This window comes from Prosthecobacter sp. (genome assembly GCF_020439865.1).
Lineage (GTDB): Bacteria > Verrucomicrobiota > Verrucomicrobiia > Verrucomicrobiales > Verrucomicrobiaceae > Prosthecobacter.
Map to the genome: position 1 here is coordinate 56,029 of NZ_JAGRPF010000144.1, position 14,606 is coordinate 70,634.

Annotated in this window: 17 protein-coding genes; 6 read left to right on the forward strand and 11 right to left on the reverse strand. The window is 59.5% G+C overall.

From position 1 onward, the window contains the following. Nucleotides 1-19: 19 nt before the first annotated feature. From KDL09_RS17605 to KDL09_RS17640, 8 genes are all read right to left on the reverse strand, one after another. Entirely contained in the window at nucleotides 20-1,030 is a 1,011-nt protein-coding gene (locus KDL09_RS17605; RefSeq protein ID WP_294388039.1) for a polyprenyl synthetase family protein, read from the reverse strand. A 108-nt stretch (nucleotides 1,031-1,138) separates the two neighbouring features. Then, a complete protein-coding gene (locus tag KDL09_RS17610) occupies nucleotides 1,139-1,756 on the reverse strand; it encodes an N-acetylmuramoyl-L-alanine amidase (RefSeq protein WP_294388040.1) in 618 nt (205 codons plus the stop codon). A gap of 5 nt (nucleotides 1,757-1,761) precedes the next feature. Then, nucleotides 1,762-2,226, reverse strand: a complete 465-nt coding sequence (locus KDL09_RS17615) for a LysM peptidoglycan-binding domain-containing protein (protein ID WP_294388042.1) — start codon at nucleotides 2,224-2,226, stop codon at nucleotides 1,762-1,764. Nucleotides 2,227-2,264: 38 nt separating this feature from the next. After that, a complete protein-coding gene (locus tag KDL09_RS17620; RefSeq protein ID WP_294388044.1) occupies nucleotides 2,265-2,666 on the reverse strand; it encodes a hypothetical protein in 402 nt (133 codons plus the stop codon). Between the two features lie 87 nt (nucleotides 2,667-2,753). After that, nucleotides 2,754-3,176, reverse strand: a complete 423-nt coding sequence (locus KDL09_RS17625; RefSeq protein WP_294388048.1) for a hypothetical protein — start codon at nucleotides 3,174-3,176, stop codon at nucleotides 2,754-2,756. A 162-nt stretch (nucleotides 3,177-3,338) separates the two neighbouring features. Beyond that, nucleotides 3,339-4,076 carry a TlyA family RNA methyltransferase gene (locus tag KDL09_RS17630; protein ID WP_294388051.1) on the reverse strand — a complete coding sequence of 246 codons (738 nt, stop codon included), beginning with the start codon at nucleotides 4,074-4,076 and terminating at the stop codon, nucleotides 3,339-3,341. Between the two features lie 16 nt (nucleotides 4,077-4,092). After that, nucleotides 4,093-4,671: a hypothetical protein gene (locus KDL09_RS17635; RefSeq protein ID WP_294388053.1), complete on the reverse strand. Its 579-nt coding sequence runs from the start codon at nucleotides 4,669-4,671 to the stop codon at nucleotides 4,093-4,095. 42 nt (nucleotides 4,672-4,713) lie between these two features. Further along, nucleotides 4,714-5,739 (reverse strand): hypothetical protein, encoded by a 1,026-nt coding sequence (locus tag KDL09_RS17640; protein ID WP_294388056.1) that lies wholly within the window; start codon nucleotides 5,737-5,739, stop codon nucleotides 4,714-4,716. 189 nt (nucleotides 5,740-5,928) lie between these two features. Here KDL09_RS17640 and KDL09_RS17645 point away from each other — a divergent pair, with 189 nt between their 5' ends. From KDL09_RS17645 to KDL09_RS17655, 3 genes are all read left to right on the forward strand, one after another. Then, entirely contained in the window at nucleotides 5,929-6,183 is a 255-nt protein-coding gene (locus KDL09_RS17645) for a hypothetical protein (RefSeq protein ID WP_294388058.1), read from the forward strand. Between the two features lie 83 nt (nucleotides 6,184-6,266). Further along, nucleotides 6,267-7,529 carry a hypothetical protein gene (locus KDL09_RS17650; protein WP_294388060.1) on the forward strand — a complete coding sequence of 421 codons (1,263 nt, stop codon included), beginning with the start codon at nucleotides 6,267-6,269 and terminating at the stop codon, nucleotides 7,527-7,529. After that, nucleotides 7,526-8,293 carry a carbon-nitrogen family hydrolase gene (locus KDL09_RS17655; protein ID WP_294388062.1) on the forward strand — a complete coding sequence of 256 codons (768 nt, stop codon included), beginning with the start codon at nucleotides 7,526-7,528 and terminating at the stop codon, nucleotides 8,291-8,293. Before KDL09_RS17650 ends, KDL09_RS17655 begins: the two co-directional genes overlap by 4 nt. Nucleotides 8,294-8,366: 73 nt before the next feature. Here KDL09_RS17655 and gmk read toward each other — a convergent pair whose 3' ends face one another. After that, a complete protein-coding gene (gmk, locus tag KDL09_RS17660; protein WP_294388064.1) occupies nucleotides 8,367-8,972 on the reverse strand; it encodes a guanylate kinase in 606 nt (201 codons plus the stop codon). An 89-nt stretch (nucleotides 8,973-9,061) separates the two neighbouring features. On the opposite strand from gmk, the gene KDL09_RS17665 reads away from it, so the two are divergent. Then, on the forward strand, nucleotides 9,062-10,408 hold the full coding sequence (locus tag KDL09_RS17665) for a Gfo/Idh/MocA family oxidoreductase (RefSeq protein ID WP_294388066.1): 1,347 nt from the start codon (nucleotides 9,062-9,064) through the stop codon (nucleotides 10,406-10,408). A 127-nt stretch (nucleotides 10,409-10,535) separates the two neighbouring features. Here KDL09_RS17665 and KDL09_RS17670 read toward each other — a convergent pair whose 3' ends face one another. Next, nucleotides 10,536-11,162 carry a hypothetical protein gene (locus KDL09_RS17670; protein ID WP_294388068.1) on the reverse strand — a complete coding sequence of 209 codons (627 nt, stop codon included), beginning with the start codon at nucleotides 11,160-11,162 and terminating at the stop codon, nucleotides 10,536-10,538. A gap of 145 nt (nucleotides 11,163-11,307) precedes the next feature. Beyond that, nucleotides 11,308-12,582 (reverse strand): HlyD family efflux transporter periplasmic adaptor subunit, encoded by a 1,275-nt coding sequence (locus KDL09_RS17675; protein ID WP_294388070.1) that lies wholly within the window; start codon nucleotides 12,580-12,582, stop codon nucleotides 11,308-11,310. A 129-nt stretch (nucleotides 12,583-12,711) separates the two neighbouring features. Here KDL09_RS17675 and KDL09_RS17680 point away from each other — a divergent pair, with 129 nt between their 5' ends. Continuing rightward, nucleotides 12,712-13,515, forward strand: coding sequence for an alpha/beta hydrolase (locus KDL09_RS17680; RefSeq protein ID WP_294388074.1), 804 nt, complete (start codon nucleotides 12,712-12,714; stop codon nucleotides 13,513-13,515). A 53-nt stretch (nucleotides 13,516-13,568) separates the two neighbouring features. Further along, the coding region (locus tag KDL09_RS17685) for a DUF1549 domain-containing protein (protein ID WP_294388077.1) at nucleotides 13,569-14,606 on the forward strand (1,038 nt) is incomplete at its 3' end.

Genomic DNA, 14,606 nt, shown 5'->3' on the forward strand with positions numbered 1-14,606 from the left:
ACATGACAGAAGATGGCGATCAGTGGATCGCGCGGCACTGGTCCAGCAGGCTGTGCAGGTAACCTACGATGTCTTCGAGCGCCTGCTTGTGCTGTGAAGCGGCGAGGCAGATGAGATCGGACCGTGCTGAGACAAGAAGATCCTGGGCGAATTTCACCGCACGCTCGACCGCGCCGTCGTAGTCGGCAATGCTGGCGAGGATGGTGGTGTCCATGGGCTCGCCTTTGAGCAGCATGCGGTTGAGCTTCTGTTTCTGCGGCTCGGTGGCTCCTTCGAGGAGGTAGAGGATGGGCAGCGTGAGCTTGCCGCGCGCGAGGTCGGTGCGGAGGGTCTTGCCGACCGTTTTTTCATCGCCGACGATGTCGAGGCAGTCGTCGTAGATCTGGTAGGCGGTGCCGAGCTTGAGGCCGTAATCGCGCAAAGCGTTTTGAATGGCCTCTGACTGCCGGTTGAGACGTGCGCCGAGCTCACTGGCGACCGCGAAAAGCGCGGCGGTCTTCATTTCGATCATCTTGAGATAATCGGCGACGGAGAGATTGAGGTCGAAACGGCGCTGTGTTTGCAGGATTTCACCGGAACAGACGTCACGCGAAGCGCGTGCGATGGTGCGGCAGACGTGGGTGTCATCAAACTCGGTGGCGAGTTCGAGCGCGTAGGCGAAAAGGCTGTCCCCAAGAAGCACGCTCAGGCTGCTCCCCCACTTGGCAACGGCGGTGGGCTGGGCGCGACGGATGTCCGCACCGTCCATGATGTCGTCATGCACAAGCGATGCGATGTGGACGAGTTCGAGAATGACGGAGAGGCGCGTGTGCCCCTCATGCGTGCCACCCGTGGCACCACCGGCGAGAACGGCAAGCGCCGGACGGATGCGCTTGCCGGAGGTCTGGCAAACGTAGCTGACGTAACCCTCCACACCGGGATCAAATGCCCGCGCCTGATCAAGGATGGCAGTCTCCACACGCTCCAAGTCCGCCCGGATGAGATGAAACGGGAAGACGGGATTGCTGGCGCTGACGGTTGCGGCGGACATGCTTGCAGATGATCTACGGTTCCATCACTCACGCAGATTCATTCGTCAACTGTCAGGCCGATGCCTCGCAAATCCGAATTTTCAAAAGAAATGAAAGCTGGCTTAGACTCACTTGGACCTGGCGGCCAGAACGCCGCTGACAATGGCATTCGCCAGCTTCTGGCGGTGGGCGGGAGTGGCACAGCGGGCCGCCTCGCGTTTGTTGCTGATGTAGCCGCACTCGACGAGCACCGCCGGCATTCGGGTCTCGCGCAACACCTTGAAGTCGGCGGGAAAAATGCCCCGGCTGCCACCGGTGACATGGCTCTTGATGGAACGGCTGATCGCGGTGGCCAGAATCTTGCCGCGGGAACTGCGATAATAGACCTCGCCGCCGGAGATGAGGGTCGTGCGGCTGCCATTAAAATGAATGCTCAAAAAAATGGACGACGGAACGCGGTTGGCCATGCGGGCGCGCTGGTCCAGTTCCACAAAGGTGTCCGTCCGTCGCGTCATATGGGTCGCGATGCCCTTCGCCTTAAGCGCTGTTTCCACCCGTTTGGCGACATCCAGGCAGAGTTTCTTTTCGATCAGGCCGTTCCAGACCGAACCACCGTCCTTGCCGCCATGACCGGCATCGATCACCACATGGGAAAATCGAAGCGTCTCGGCAGCCGCCACCACCTCCGCACTGAAAATGATCAGCGCCACCCCTGCCGCAACGATGCGTAAGAGACGAGGATGCACGAACACTACGGAATTCGAAGCGTTTTGCCGGCGCGGATCATGTCCGACTTGAGGCCGTTGGCCGCCTTGAGTTTCGCGACTGTGGTGCCGTTTTTGCGGGCGATCGCACCCAGCGTGTCACCGCTTTTGATGGTGTAGGAGCGGCTTCTGCCGCTACTCGATTTGGACGACGTCTTCTTTTTGGACGAACTGCGGGAGGACGATCCATGGGAAGAACGCCAGGAGGAGTAGTCCATGCCCGCCCCCTGCCCTCCTTCGGCCGCCCAGTCACTCTTGTAGTCGCCGTTGTCCGCGAACGGATAATCAGCATGCGACATGCTGTGCGCGGGCGTTCTGGACGAACCGTGCAGGTTGATGACCGGCAGATTCTTGGGCAGCCCCTTGATGTGCCCGGAGTTCTCGCAAGCAGCCAGCAGCAACAGCGGAGCCGCCAGACAGGCTTTGAACAGATTCGTCGTCGAATGACTCATGCGTGATGATGCCTCATTTCATCCATTGCGCACGCGAATCAATCCTGCGTGTGAAAACGGCTGATGCGCTGCTTGACACGCGGAATGCCGTTTGAGTCCTTCTCAAGAATCAGGGTCCGCTCATGATAGTACTGCGTGCCGCTGCCCGGCAGGCTGTAACGCCATTCCGTGTCTTCGGGCATGTTGCGCTCCATCGGGTTTTTAATTGTGTTGTAAACCGACCGGCCGTCCATTCCGACGCGGACCATTTTAAACTTCCGCTCGCTGAACCCCTGAGCGTAGCGCGTGCTGGTGGATCCGAAGTGAAGCACCGCCTTCATCGACTCGGAGGGGCCATACCCATAGTTGACCATGCAAAACAACATCATGAGGGCGGGGATCAGCAGGATGGCCGCCGGGGTGAAGAGATACCAGTTCTTTTTGAAGAATGCAGAGTTCATGCGGGCGCATGCTGGTGGAGGCGATGGCGGCAGGCAAGACAAAAGACTCTGCCAAGCTTGACCTAATCCGCTCTGTTTCCGCCAAGATCAGAACTGCTGCTTCCCGGGCTGGGCAATTTCGGTGCTGGTGTAAAGCAGTTCACCGTTTTGGATGCGCAGGTACTTAGCGGCTCCCTGGATGTCCTCTTCACTGAGACCAGGAACCACGAACAGCCGGCCTTTCATGGCTCCACGGACCGACATGCCACCACGAACGATGGCACGCACGGTATCGACCACGCTGTTGTCCTGAACAAAATTCACTTCTGCCGCCCGGGCCATGGTGCAGGTGGAGCAAAGTTCCTGGGCATTACGGCGGTCACGGGCAGCGTAAATCGCATCGTTCTGGCCGATCATCGGAACCGCCATCCCCAAGATCACACCCAATATGGCAATAAACATCAACACCTCGAACAGGCTAAAACCCGATCGAAGCCGAAGAAGGGAGGTGGAGTGGGAGCAAGACTTCATGGCTGTTGTTATATACTATGCTGATAATTTATGATAATTATCGCAATGATGCAACCATCATTTATCAAATTTCCATAAAACACTCAACCAAGAGTCTCATAAGTGATAATTCGCAGAGACTCTCCTCACTTCAACTTTTTCATGCCCGCCCAGTCAGGTTCCTCATTCCAACACACTGAACCAAGCCAGAAACTCACGGTTTCCGTCTGTTCCTTGAATGGGGGACTCCATCAAGGCTCTCCATTGAAGCTGTGGCTGAGACCGAACAAATGCCTCGATGCGCGAACAGGCCTTGGTGTGAAGCTCAGGTTCCCGCACGATGCCGCCCTGACCCACTTCCTCACGCGTCAGCTCGAACTGCGGCTTGATCAAAACCACCGCATGCCCCCCGGGCCGCAGCGCCTGCAGGACCGCCGGCAGCACCAAGGTCAGTGAAATAAACGAGAGATCGGCCACCAGCAGGTCAACATCCTGACCCACATCCTCCTTCTTCATGTGTCGCAGGTTAAACTGCTCCCGCGACACCACACGGGGATCACTGCGCAGTTTCCACGCGAGCTGATTCGTGCCGACGTCATAGGCGAAAACTTTCACAGCTCCGCGCTGCAGCAGGCAGTCTGTAAATCCTCCGGTGGATGCTCCCACATCCAAGGCTGTCATGCCTGCGACATCGATGCCGAAATGCTCAAGCGCTCCCTCGAGTTTCAACCCGCCTCGGCTGACAAACTTAGGACGTTGCCGCACGACGATCTGCTCACCCTCCTTCACCAGCCAGCCGGGCTGAGTGATGCGCCTGCCCATCACACTGACTTCACCAGCCATGACCAACCGTTTGGCCTTCTCGCGGGATGGCACGACGCCGAGTTTTACCAGAGCTTGGTCGAGGCGTTCGCGCGGCATGAGAGAATACCCTTCACTACTTCCGGATCGGCAGAATCAGCTCGTCTCCGGCTTCGATGCTGACGCCAGGCAGTGCGACGGTTGAATCGATGTCTACGACTGATTCCGCCGCTTCAATGGTCTCCCCCACGATCACACGCCCCACCAACCCGTCACCACGCCTCACGTCGAACTTCATGCCGCTGGTAAGCTGCTTGTCCTTGCCGGCACTGATCACGGCGAATCCCTGGTCTTTGTGAACCTCGACCACTTTTGCCATCGCAGGCATCCCAAGAAGCTGCTTCTGCAAGGCTGTCAAAGGAGCGGCGGCAGGTGCTGGCGACGGCGTCACCGCAGGGGCTCCCGGCATCAGAGTGCTTCCAGCCAGAGGAGGAACGGCTTGCACGGTCGAATCCGGCACTTCAGGCGGAGGCGGCAGCGAGGCCACCACACTGGGGCTCGCAGGCATGGCGGAATCATGAGCAGCCTGCTGCTTGCGTACCAGTTCAAGCTCTCTGCGCGCGCCTCTGGCCTCTTCCTGCGCCTCCCAAGCAAGATAGCCTGTGATGGCGAGAAGGATAACCGTGAGAGCCAAGGCAAAGTGTGAGAGTCGCATGATGGCCAGACTAGACGCAAGGCCCGCACGGATCAACCTCGCTCACGGTCCACGCAGAAGTCCCAGTAGTTCGCGCATGCGCAGTTCAATGTTCAACAGGCTGGCCTGAACTCCGGCAAGCCATTCCATGTCCGCCCCATCGGGATGCTGCTGCACCAGTTTGTCCGTCGCATTCAGCGCAGCGGCGAAGAGAGGAAGGCTTTGCTCCAGATCGACCACCAGAAACTGCCACTGATCCTTTTCCGCCTCGGCAAACTGACGCAGCACGTGAATGAGATGAGCTGCGAGATCCGCCACAGTGGAAAGCAGCCGCAGCACCGCAGGACGGGTGCGTACCTCCTCATTGAAGACCAGGAGACTCTGAAACCGTCTCAACTCCTTCGCCAGAGCCGCAGAACGCGCCACAGGGTCCAGGTCAGCGTCGTTACGAGACTTCGCCGGTGTTTTGCGCGGCGGCTCGGCGGAAGATTCGTTGTTCACGGCCCCAAACGGATCACTGCCCGCCTTGGTCGGCTGAAAAGGATCGTCAAAACCTGGGCTGTGCAGGGCGTCAGCAGACTTCGAGTTACGGCTGGCCCCCAAAAGAAAATGTTTTCGACGAGCACGATTCTGCCGCAACAGGGCTGACTCCTCGTCCTTCGTCAGTTGCCAGCGAGGAGAGGAGACGCGCAGCTGTAGATGCCAGGACTGAATTAGGATGCGCTGGTGGTCCTGGTTGAACCATTCGAAGAAGAGAAGATTCTTCAGCCCCGGAGGAACTGGCGCGGTCATAACACCGCCTGACTGTAAGCGTCGGCGCGGCAGTTTGGCCACCCGATAGGAAGCCGTCATCAGGCCGCTGTAACCATGCTGCATCGGCCTGATCGCATCCACGTGGCCTTGGTTGGCGTCGGGCAGCGGATTGTGGAAGTCGACCCTGCACCCGGCGATATCACGCAAAAAGTTGCCCACCAGTTCCACACGCACCGGTTGATTCTGACCTGCAAGATGCAGCACTCCTGTGACCAAACCGGGCACTTCGTTGGAAAGGTACCCGCCTAGGATGGACGACTCGAGACAAATGATCATTAATTGTCATATAAACTAGAGTCCCACGCGCTGCGCCGCAAGTGCGCTTGCTGAGCCAAACACAAAAAGTCACCGCGCTCTCCGACACTGCTCACTTATGTGGAACTGTGGCAAGATTGCTGCTTGTTCCACAACTCATGTGATGTTACGGGCCGCCTCCCCCAAAACCACAAACCCAATAAACCACCTATGAAAGACCTCGTTTACCTCAGCCGCGCCTTCGTCGAATTCGGCCCCTTCTCCAAGAAGGAAATCCTCGACTTCCAAAAGCGCGGAATTCTCTCCGCCGCCGACTACCTCCGTGATGAAGGCAGCGACACCTGGCTTCACTACCAGGAATGGCTGACCGTCGTCCCGATGCCGGCACCCAAGCTGGTGAAGAAGTCCGCTCCTGCCAAACCCGCCGCCAAGGCTCCGGCCAAGAAGGCGAAAAAGGCAGCGTAAGCCGCATCGAGGCCCAAGAGCCTCGAAGCATCTGATTGATCCAATGCGCGTCCAGTCTCCGTGCTGGACGCGCATCTTTGTTCATGCGAAAAGCGCGCGTGCACGAAGTCGATGCCATCACCTCCCGGACCCTGCGCAACGAGCTTTGGCGCTCGTTGCCCTCGGGAGTCATCGACACCCTTACCGCCACCTTCGGCATGCTCATCGCCGTACGCGTGTTTCACATGAGCGATGTGGCGAAGTCGGTCTTCCTGAGCGCCACGAGCGGCGGCATGGTCGCCAGCCTCTTCGTGGTGCCGCTGCTGCTGAGGGCCAAAAGCACCATCGCACGCACGGCGGCAAAAGTGCAGTTGCTCGGTGGCGCGTGCATGGCCGTCTCCGCGGCATTTCCGCACAATGCCCTGCTTTACATCACGGGCCTCAGCCTCGGACTGTTCTGCCTGTCCATGCAGATTCCCCTGATGACCCAAATCTACCGGATCAATTATCCGGCTGTCAAACGGGGCAAGCTTTATGCCGTCACCGGCGTCACACGTGCTGCCGCGGCCATGTGTTTTGGATTCGCCGCAGGCAAATCCCTCGGCTGGAATGTCGAAAACTACACATGGCTTCTCTGGGCCTTCGCGGCCAGCGGCTTCGTATCCGGATTCTGGACCTACAGTCTGCCTGTCACACCTTGGGAGGCACCGGAAAACTCCAGCACCAGCCTTTGGAGTTCCATGCGCTGGGTGCGCGAAGACCACGACTTCAGAACACTGCTCATCTCCTGGATGATCATGGGAATCGGCAACCTCGCAGCCGCCTGCCTTTTCGTCGAATACCTCGCCAATCCGCGTCACGGCATCAATCTCGATGAGTTCGACGTCGCATGGATCACTGGTGTCGTTCCCGTGTTCGCCCGCGTGGTGTTCTCTTATCCCTGGGGCCTCGTCTATGACCGCTTCCATCTCTTCACCGTGCGTGCAGTGCTCAATGTCTTCTTCGCCGCCGGAATTCTTTGTTTTTACCTCGGTCACAACTTTTTCTGGTGGACTCTGGGGATGGCGCTCTGGGGCATGGCCAACGCCGGTGGCAACGTCACCTGGGCGCTCTGGGTAACGAAACTCGCCTCCAAACACGCCGTGGCCGAATACATGAGCGTCCACACCTTCCTCACGGGAATGCGTGGGCTTGTCGCCCCTTCCCTTGCCTTTGCCATGATCAAATTCATGTCATTCGACACCTTTGCCATCGTCTGCGGCCTCACCATCATCTCCGCCAGCGGCTTCATCGGTGTCCGTGCACGCAGCAGTGATCCCGAGACATCCGATCGCCTCCGCCCCGGTTCAAAACACGAACGCTTATGAACATCCACCTCGTCCAAATGGATCCTGCATGGGAAGATCGTCCCGCCAACCATGCGAAGGCAAAGCAGCTCATCGCGGAAGCGAATCCCGACCCCGGATCGCTCATCGTGCTGCCGGAAATGTTTGCTACTGGCTTCAGCACGAATATTCCGATGACTGCCGAGCCAGCCGGTGGTCCCACGGAACAGTTTCTGCGAGAACTGGCCACCACGCACCAATGCTGCGTTGTTGGCGGACTCGTCACAGCACTGCCTGATGGCCGCGGCTCGAATCAAGCGCTCGTGATTGCACCGGACGGCAGCGAACTGGCCCGTTATGACAAAAACCACCCCTTTAGCATGGGTGGTGAGGATCAAGTGCATGCCGCTGGCAAAGGTGTCGCACTCTTCGAATGGCAGGGTCTGCGCATCGCACCGCTCATCTGCTACGACCTGCGCTTTCCCGAACTCGCGCGTAAAGCCGTGCGCGCCGGAGCGGAGGTGCTCATCTACATCGCCGCCTGGCCTGCCAAACGCACCCAGCACTGGATCACTCTACTTCAAGCACGCGCCATCGAGAACCTGGCGTTTGTCATCGGCGTGAACTACTGCGGCGCCGATCCCCAGTTCACCTACCTCGGCCGCAGCATCGTCGTCGACCCGCACGGCGTCATCATCGCCGACGCCTCGGCGCAAGAACACGTCATCACCTCCCAGATCGATCCTCATGTCGTCCGCGACTGGCGCACCCAGTTCCCCGCGCTCAGAGACGCCGGAATGGCCTGAATGGATGGCCGAAAGGAACGAAAAAGCTTAAAAACTGAGAGTCTGATTTTTTCCACTCTTTCGTTTTTTTCGGCTACTCCCTCAAACTCGTCCGCATCCGTCCCGCCTCGAGGATTGCGTCAAACCGCCGCGCATCGTCCTCACGCGCACCGCTGACCAGCACGTAGCCGTATTTCCGCCAGTGTTCCATCTCCGCCGCTGCGTTCTGCATGCGCAGCTCAAAGGCCGCCGCATCCTCCGTCGCACGACCGAAAAGACGGTTGCGCAGCTCATCGAGACTCGGCGGCATGACAAAGATCTCCAGCAGGCAGCGCTTCACCAGTTCATCCTTGCAGGCACGCACCTGCGCCGCGCCCTGCACGTCTATGTCCATGATCACGTCCACCCCGCGCTGCAGGTTTTCATACACGTAGCTCTTCAGCGTGCCGTAGAGCCGGCCATGCACACGGGCGTATTCAAACAGTTCGCCACGCTCCACGCGGGCAAGAAAATCCTCCTCCGTGAGGAAAAAGTAATCCTTTCCGTCCACTTCTCCGGATCTCGGCGCGCGCGTCGTGCAGGACACTGAAAACACCGCCTCGCCGCGATCACACACCTTGCGCGCCAGTGTCGTCTTGCCGGTGCCCGAGGGGCCGGAAACGATGATCAACTGACCGAGGCGCTGGTTTGAGAACTCCATGCCTGCGGATACGCATGCCGACACCGAGTGCAAGAGACTTGGCAAAACGGCTGTTATGTTCCACCCTGAAAATTCACCCAACACAACCCATGCCAAACGCATCCTCACGCCGTCATTTCGTCAAGGCCGCCGCCGCTTCGGTGGCCGCGCCATTCATCCTTCCTTCCCGCGTCTGGAGCGCTGAAACCGCCCCGAACTCCCGCCTGAACCTCGGCTTCATCGGCGTGGGCAAAATGAACAGCGGCCATCTCGGCAATTTCCTCGGTCGCAAGGAAGTCCAGGTCGTCGCTGTCTGCGACGTGGACACCAACCGCCGCGAGAACGCCAAGAAGACCGTCGAAGAACGCTACGGTAAGGACAAGGACGCCGGTTTCAAGGGCTGCGAAGCCTACAACGACTTCCGCGATCTGCTCGCCCGCAAAGACATCGACGCCGTCGTCATCGCCACGCCTGACCACTGGCACGCCTACATTGCCATCGCCGCCGTCAACGCTGGCAAGGATGTGTATTGCGAAAAGCCTCTCACCCACAACATCCATGAAGCGGTGACGCTCATCAAAACCGTGCGCGGCAGCAAACAAATCCTGCAGACCGGTTCCCAGCAGCGTTCCAGCAAGGAATTCCGCATTGCCTGCGAACTCGTGCGCAACGGCGTCATCGGCAAGATCCAGCGCGTCGAGACGCAGTTTGGTTCGCCGGCCAAACCGAACGCCAATCCCGAAGAGCCCATGGAGCCCGGTCTCGACTGGGATCGCTGGTGCGGCCCGGGCCCGCTTGCTCCCTACAGCAGCGTGCTCAGCCCGCGCGGCGTACACAATCACTTCCCCGCCTGGCGCATGACGCGTGAATACGGCGGCGGCATGATCACCGACTGGGGCGCGCATCACATCGACATCGCCCAGTGGGGCCTTGGTGAAGACCTGCATGGTCCCGTCGAGATCATCGCTCCTGAGAAACACGACGAAGCGACGCAGGGCGCCAAACTCATCTACGCCAGCGGCATTCCGCTCACCCACGTGAACAGCGGCTTCGGTGTCTCCTTCTCTGGCGAAAACGGCGAGGTGCATGTGAACCGCGGCAAGTTCAAGCTCGTCATGGGCGGCAAAGTCGTGCACGAATTCATCGGCAAAGAAACCAAGGGCACCAGCCTCGACCGCGAAGTCCTCATGGCCGAGCGCACCTTCCTCGCTGACGCGAAGGTGAAGCTCTACAACTCACCCAACCATCATCAGGACTGGCTGAACTGCATCCAGAGCCGCGAGAAGCCGATCTGCGACGTCGCCATCGGCGCCAGCACCGTCATTTCCTGCCATCTCATGAACCAGGCCTACTACCACGGCGGCACCCACAAGTGGAACCCCGAAACGCGCGAATACATCAGCGGCGGTGATCCCAAGTGGCTCACCCGCGAGTACCGCGGCGAGTGGAAGGTCTGATGTGAAACAGGCCTCCAGCCTGTCCATTCCTGCAATCAATCCACCTCACAGGCGGCCTCGGAAGGGGCCGCCTCTTTTAATGCTTCTTCTGCGGGATGACTCGTCACGTGGACACAGACTGCCTCGATCACTTCTCCTCATAGCTGAACACTGCGGTCGATAAATCCTCCGTGGCCGGAATTTCCGTACGCAGTTTCATTTCCGTCACCGTCACTCCATCGACCTTCTTGAGCGGGCGGTCCGATGGCCTGGCTGAAAAGCCATACACCTTGCCCGACTGACACTTCACTTTGAAACCATCTGAACCGAAGGATCCGCTGCTCAGATTCAGATGCACCACGGTCTCGATCACAAACGACGTCGTCCCATTGCGCTGAACATTGACGCTGTAGATCGTGGAGGTTTTCCCGCCCATCACGAAGGTGCCCCGATTCTTAAAGTTGCCTGGCGGAACTGCTGGCGTCGCGGCCGCCTTCGCCGCCAGATTCCGGGCCTGTTCAGCGCTTTCGGGCGAGAGATTTGCCAGCGGCACGCGAAAAACCTGCTGGTTCACTTTCATGATCACCACGCCCCCTTCCAGCCCCTCGAAGCTGCCATGAACCGTTTTTCCGTCCTTGCTCACCCAGTCATGCTCTTCCGCCTTGGCCTGAGAGCCTGCGTTTGCACACAAGGCAAAAAAGACAAAAACCACCCTCCTCGTCCCGGCCCCAAACTGCGGACCAGTGCATCGTCGCAGGCAGGTAAAACGACTCATGGCAGGATAAAATCAAATCTCCGCCCCTTTGTAAAGCGTCTCCTCGATGTCGTCTCAGGAAAGGAATTCCCAATGAAGAGAACCCGGTGCTCCTGCACGCAGTGTTTGATGTGAACAAAGCCCCTCGTCAGCGAGACTTTTTTCCTTATTTTACCTCCAGACGTTTCACCACGCTTGTGCCGTCCTTCACCGTGTCCGGCGGATGCACCAGCACCTCGTCCCCGACCTTGAGGCCCTCCAGCACCTGCGTGAGCTTTCCATCCGTGCGCCCGGCTTTCACCACCACCACACGGGCATTCCCATCGTCATAGAGAAAGGTCTTCCATTCGCTGCCTTCTCGAAACAGCGCGCCCGCCGGCACCAGCAAAGTGTCGTCGCTGTGCCACACCGCCACACGCACCTCCACGCGGTAGCGGTCACCCAGCGCCTTCAGTGCAGGCGTCTGCTCCACAAAATCACTCAGCACCAGCACGCGCTGCTCTTCCACGCCGAGCGCCGACACCTTGGTGAAGGCGGCAGGCTCAACACGCCTGACGGTGGCTTTGGCAGGCTCGTCGCCGCCCCATTGCTCCACGGTGACATGCGCACCCGGCTTGATGGCCACCGCGTCTCGCGAGAGAATCTCCGCCTCGATTTCAAGATCCGTAGGATCACCGAGCTCCAAGATGGGAGTTCCGGGAGTCACGATTGTCGCGCTCTCCTGCTGCACACGCAGCACCAGTCCGTTGACCGGAGCCTTCACCTCGATGGAGGCACCTCCGGCCGCCGGCTTGTCGATCTGTTCCAGCGCCGCCCGTGCTTGTGCGAGTTCAAAATCCGCCACCTGCAGGGCAAACTCTGTCGAACGTACCTCACGAACTTTCATTTCCGCTTCACGTTGGAAGGTGTCGCGGTCCGTGTCGCTGATGGTGCCCTTGTCCGTGTTGTTTTTGACGCGGTCCCAGTTCGCCTGCGCGTACTTCAGACCGGTTCGCGCCATCTCAATGTCTTCATTGGCACGGCTGCGTGTCGCCAGGGCTGCATCCACACGCGCCTGTGCCTGCGAACGCGCCCGTGCATCTAGAAGAGGCGATAGCGCCGGCTCGATGCGTGTGAGCACCGTTTCGCCGGCTTTCACCGTGTCGCCCGGTTTCAAGGTCACACGCTGCATGCTACCTGCGACCGGCGCGGCCACCACATAACGGTTGCGAATGCGCGTCTTGCCCTCCTCGGACACATACACCGTCAGCGGTCCCTGATGAACCACGCCGGTTTCAATCTCCACCGGCCTCGGCTGCAGCGCGTAGATCATCAGGAGCACCAAGGCGCCGGCGATCGACCAAAACACCACTTTGCGAGACAGGCTGCGGCGCGTGATCGGAGTTTTCGCCTCCCACGGCGGAACGGCGGCTTTTGGAGTTTCGGTTGAGGCATCAGGCATGGCGTGGGCCCACTATGCGCGAAGTTCGTGTCGCGACAGGTGATTTTTGCTTGTCGCACTCCCCCATCGCTGTTCAAGTCCTGTCCGCCCGTCACTTCTGACGCTTAACTCACAACCTCGCACCCAGCCATGCCCCACGTCGAAACCAACGGAATCAAAATGTTTTATCAAGAACGCGGCAGCGGTGAACCGCTCGTCTGCATCATGGGTGTCACCGCGCCCGGCGGCGTGTGGGACGCACATGCGCAGGCCTGGGAGCCGCACTTCCGTTGCATTCTTGGTGACAACCGCGGCGTCGGTGAAACCGACAAGCCCGAAGGCCCCTACACCACTGCGATGATGGCCGACGACTACGCCGGCCTCATGGACAAACTTGGCATCAAGCAGGCGCGCGTCGTCGGTTGTTCGCTCGGCTCAGTGATCGCCCAGCAGCTCGCCATTCGTCATCCCGACAAAGTGAAAAGCATGATTCTCATGTGCACCTGGGCACGCCAGGACCGCTTCGGTCTTTACACCTGGCAGCATCTCATGAAGTGCAAAGCGACGATGCGCCCCGAGGACTTCATGCACTACGTGCAGATGCTCATCTTCACCAAACCCTGGTTCGACAACGACGACTGTTGGAACAACCTGCAGCAGGGCCTCAAGGACGCCGCCGTCAATGCTGCGCCACAGCCGGTGCACGCCATGGAGGCCCAAAGCGCCGCTGCCATCACCCACAACACGCTCAACGAGCTCAAGAACGTGAAGTGCCCCACGCTCGTCATCGGTGGCAAGAACGACGTCTTCACCCCGAAATGGATGAGCGAGGAAGTCGCCGCCGCCATCCCCGGTGCCGATTTGCATCTTTACGACAACGCCGGCCATGCCTTCCACTGGGAGTGCCTGTCCGACTTCAATCCGCGCACGACCGAGTGGCTGTTGAAGCATTGATCCTCTAACGCGCACTAGCGCAACACGAGACGGGCATGCGGCGTTTAGCCTGCATGCCCGTTTTGCGTTCCAGTTACTTTCTTCTGTTTGCTGCGAGCCTTCAGGCCGCGCCCGTCGATTTCGTGCGCGATGTGCAGCCTTTGTTCGCGGAGCACTGCCTCGAATGCCACGGTCCCGATGATTCAAAGGGCGGTCTTGTGCTCACCAGCCGTGAACTCGCGCTCAAGGAACTGAAAAGCGGCGAGCACGCCTTTGTTCCCGGTAAACCCGATCAAAGCGAGATGATCGCCCGCCTGACGTCGGATGATCCCGATGAGCAGATGCCACCGCCGAAACATCGCGCCAAACATCCGCTCAAGGCACGCGACATCGACGTGCTGCGTCAGTGGATCGCCGAAGGAGCCAAGTTCGAAGCGCATTGGGCCTACAAACCCATCGTGCGGCCCAAGACCGGCGGCATCGACGACTTCATCCGTGCCAAGCTAGCCGAGAACGGCATCTCGTCTTCCCCCGAGGCCGATCGCATCACGCTGATTCGTCGTGTGCATTACGATCTGCTCGGCCTGCCGCCCAGCATTGAGGAAGTGGATGCGTTCGTGAACGACAAGTCACCCAAGGCCTACGAGGCGATGCTGGATCGCGCCTTTGCCTCCGAACGCTTCGGCGAACGCTGGGGCCGCCACTGGCTCGACATGGCGCGTTACGCTGACAGCGACGGCTATGAGAAAGACCGCCCGCGTCCCGACGCGTGGCGTTTCCGCGACTGGGTCATCCGTGCCATCAATGACGACATGCCGTTTGATGAGTTCACCATCGAGCAACTCGCGGGTGATCTGCTGCCCGATGCCACGCCGGAGCAAATCGTCGCCACGGCCTTCAACCGTCAGACGCTCACCAACACCGAAGGCGGCACGGATCAGGAGCAGTTCCGCATCGAGGCCTGCATGGACCGCACGGAGACGCTCGGCACCGTGTGGCTCGGCCTCACCGTCGGCTGCGCGCGCTGCCACACGCACAAGTACGATCAGATTTCGCAGAAGGAGTACTACCAGCTCTTCGCCTACTTCAACAACGGCGACGAAGTGAACCGC

Excerpts from the sequence above, each read along its gene's own strand:
- KDL09_RS17650 (WP_294388060.1), top strand. The coding sequence starts at position 6,267 with ATGCGAAAAGCGCGCGTGCACGAAGTCGATGCCATCACCTCCCGGACC.
- KDL09_RS17635 (WP_294388053.1), bottom strand. The coding sequence starts at position 4,671 with ATGCGACTCTCACACTTTGCCTTGGCTCTCACGGTTATCCTTCTCGCC.
- KDL09_RS17625 (WP_294388048.1), bottom strand. The coding sequence starts at position 3,176 with ATGAAGTCTTGCTCCCACTCCACCTCCCTTCTTCGGCTTCGATCGGGT.
- KDL09_RS17640 (WP_294388056.1), bottom strand. The coding sequence starts at position 5,739 with ATGATCATTTGTCTCGAGTCGTCCATCCTAGGCGGGTACCTTTCCAAC.
- KDL09_RS17675 (WP_294388070.1), bottom strand. The coding sequence starts at position 12,582 with ATGCCTGATGCCTCAACCGAAACTCCAAAAGCCGCCGTTCCGCCGTGG.
- gmk (WP_294388064.1), bottom strand. The coding sequence starts at position 8,972 with ATGGAGTTCTCAAACCAGCGCCTCGGTCAGTTGATCATCGTTTCCGGC.
- KDL09_RS17645 (WP_294388058.1), top strand. The coding sequence starts at position 5,929 with ATGAAAGACCTCGTTTACCTCAGCCGCGCCTTCGTCGAATTCGGCCCC.
- KDL09_RS17680 (WP_294388074.1), top strand. The coding sequence starts at position 12,712 with ATGCCCCACGTCGAAACCAACGGAATCAAAATGTTTTATCAAGAACGC.
- KDL09_RS17605 (WP_294388039.1), bottom strand. The coding sequence starts at position 1,030 with ATGTCCGCCGCAACCGTCAGCGCCAGCAATCCCGTCTTCCCGTTTCAT.
- KDL09_RS17670 (WP_294388068.1), bottom strand. The coding sequence starts at position 11,162 with ATGAGTCGTTTTACCTGCCTGCGACGATGCACTGGTCCGCAGTTTGGG.
- KDL09_RS17620 (WP_294388044.1), bottom strand. The coding sequence starts at position 2,666 with ATGAACTCTGCATTCTTCAAAAAGAACTGGTATCTCTTCACCCCGGCG.
- KDL09_RS17655 (WP_294388062.1), top strand. The coding sequence starts at position 7,526 with ATGAACATCCACCTCGTCCAAATGGATCCTGCATGGGAAGATCGTCCC.
- KDL09_RS17630 (WP_294388051.1), bottom strand. The coding sequence starts at position 4,076 with ATGCCGCGCGAACGCCTCGACCAAGCTCTGGTAAAACTCGGCGTCGTG.
- KDL09_RS17615 (WP_294388042.1), bottom strand. The coding sequence starts at position 2,226 with ATGAGTCATTCGACGACGAATCTGTTCAAAGCCTGTCTGGCGGCTCCG.
- KDL09_RS17665 (WP_294388066.1), top strand. The coding sequence starts at position 9,062 with ATGCCAAACGCATCCTCACGCCGTCATTTCGTCAAGGCCGCCGCCGCT.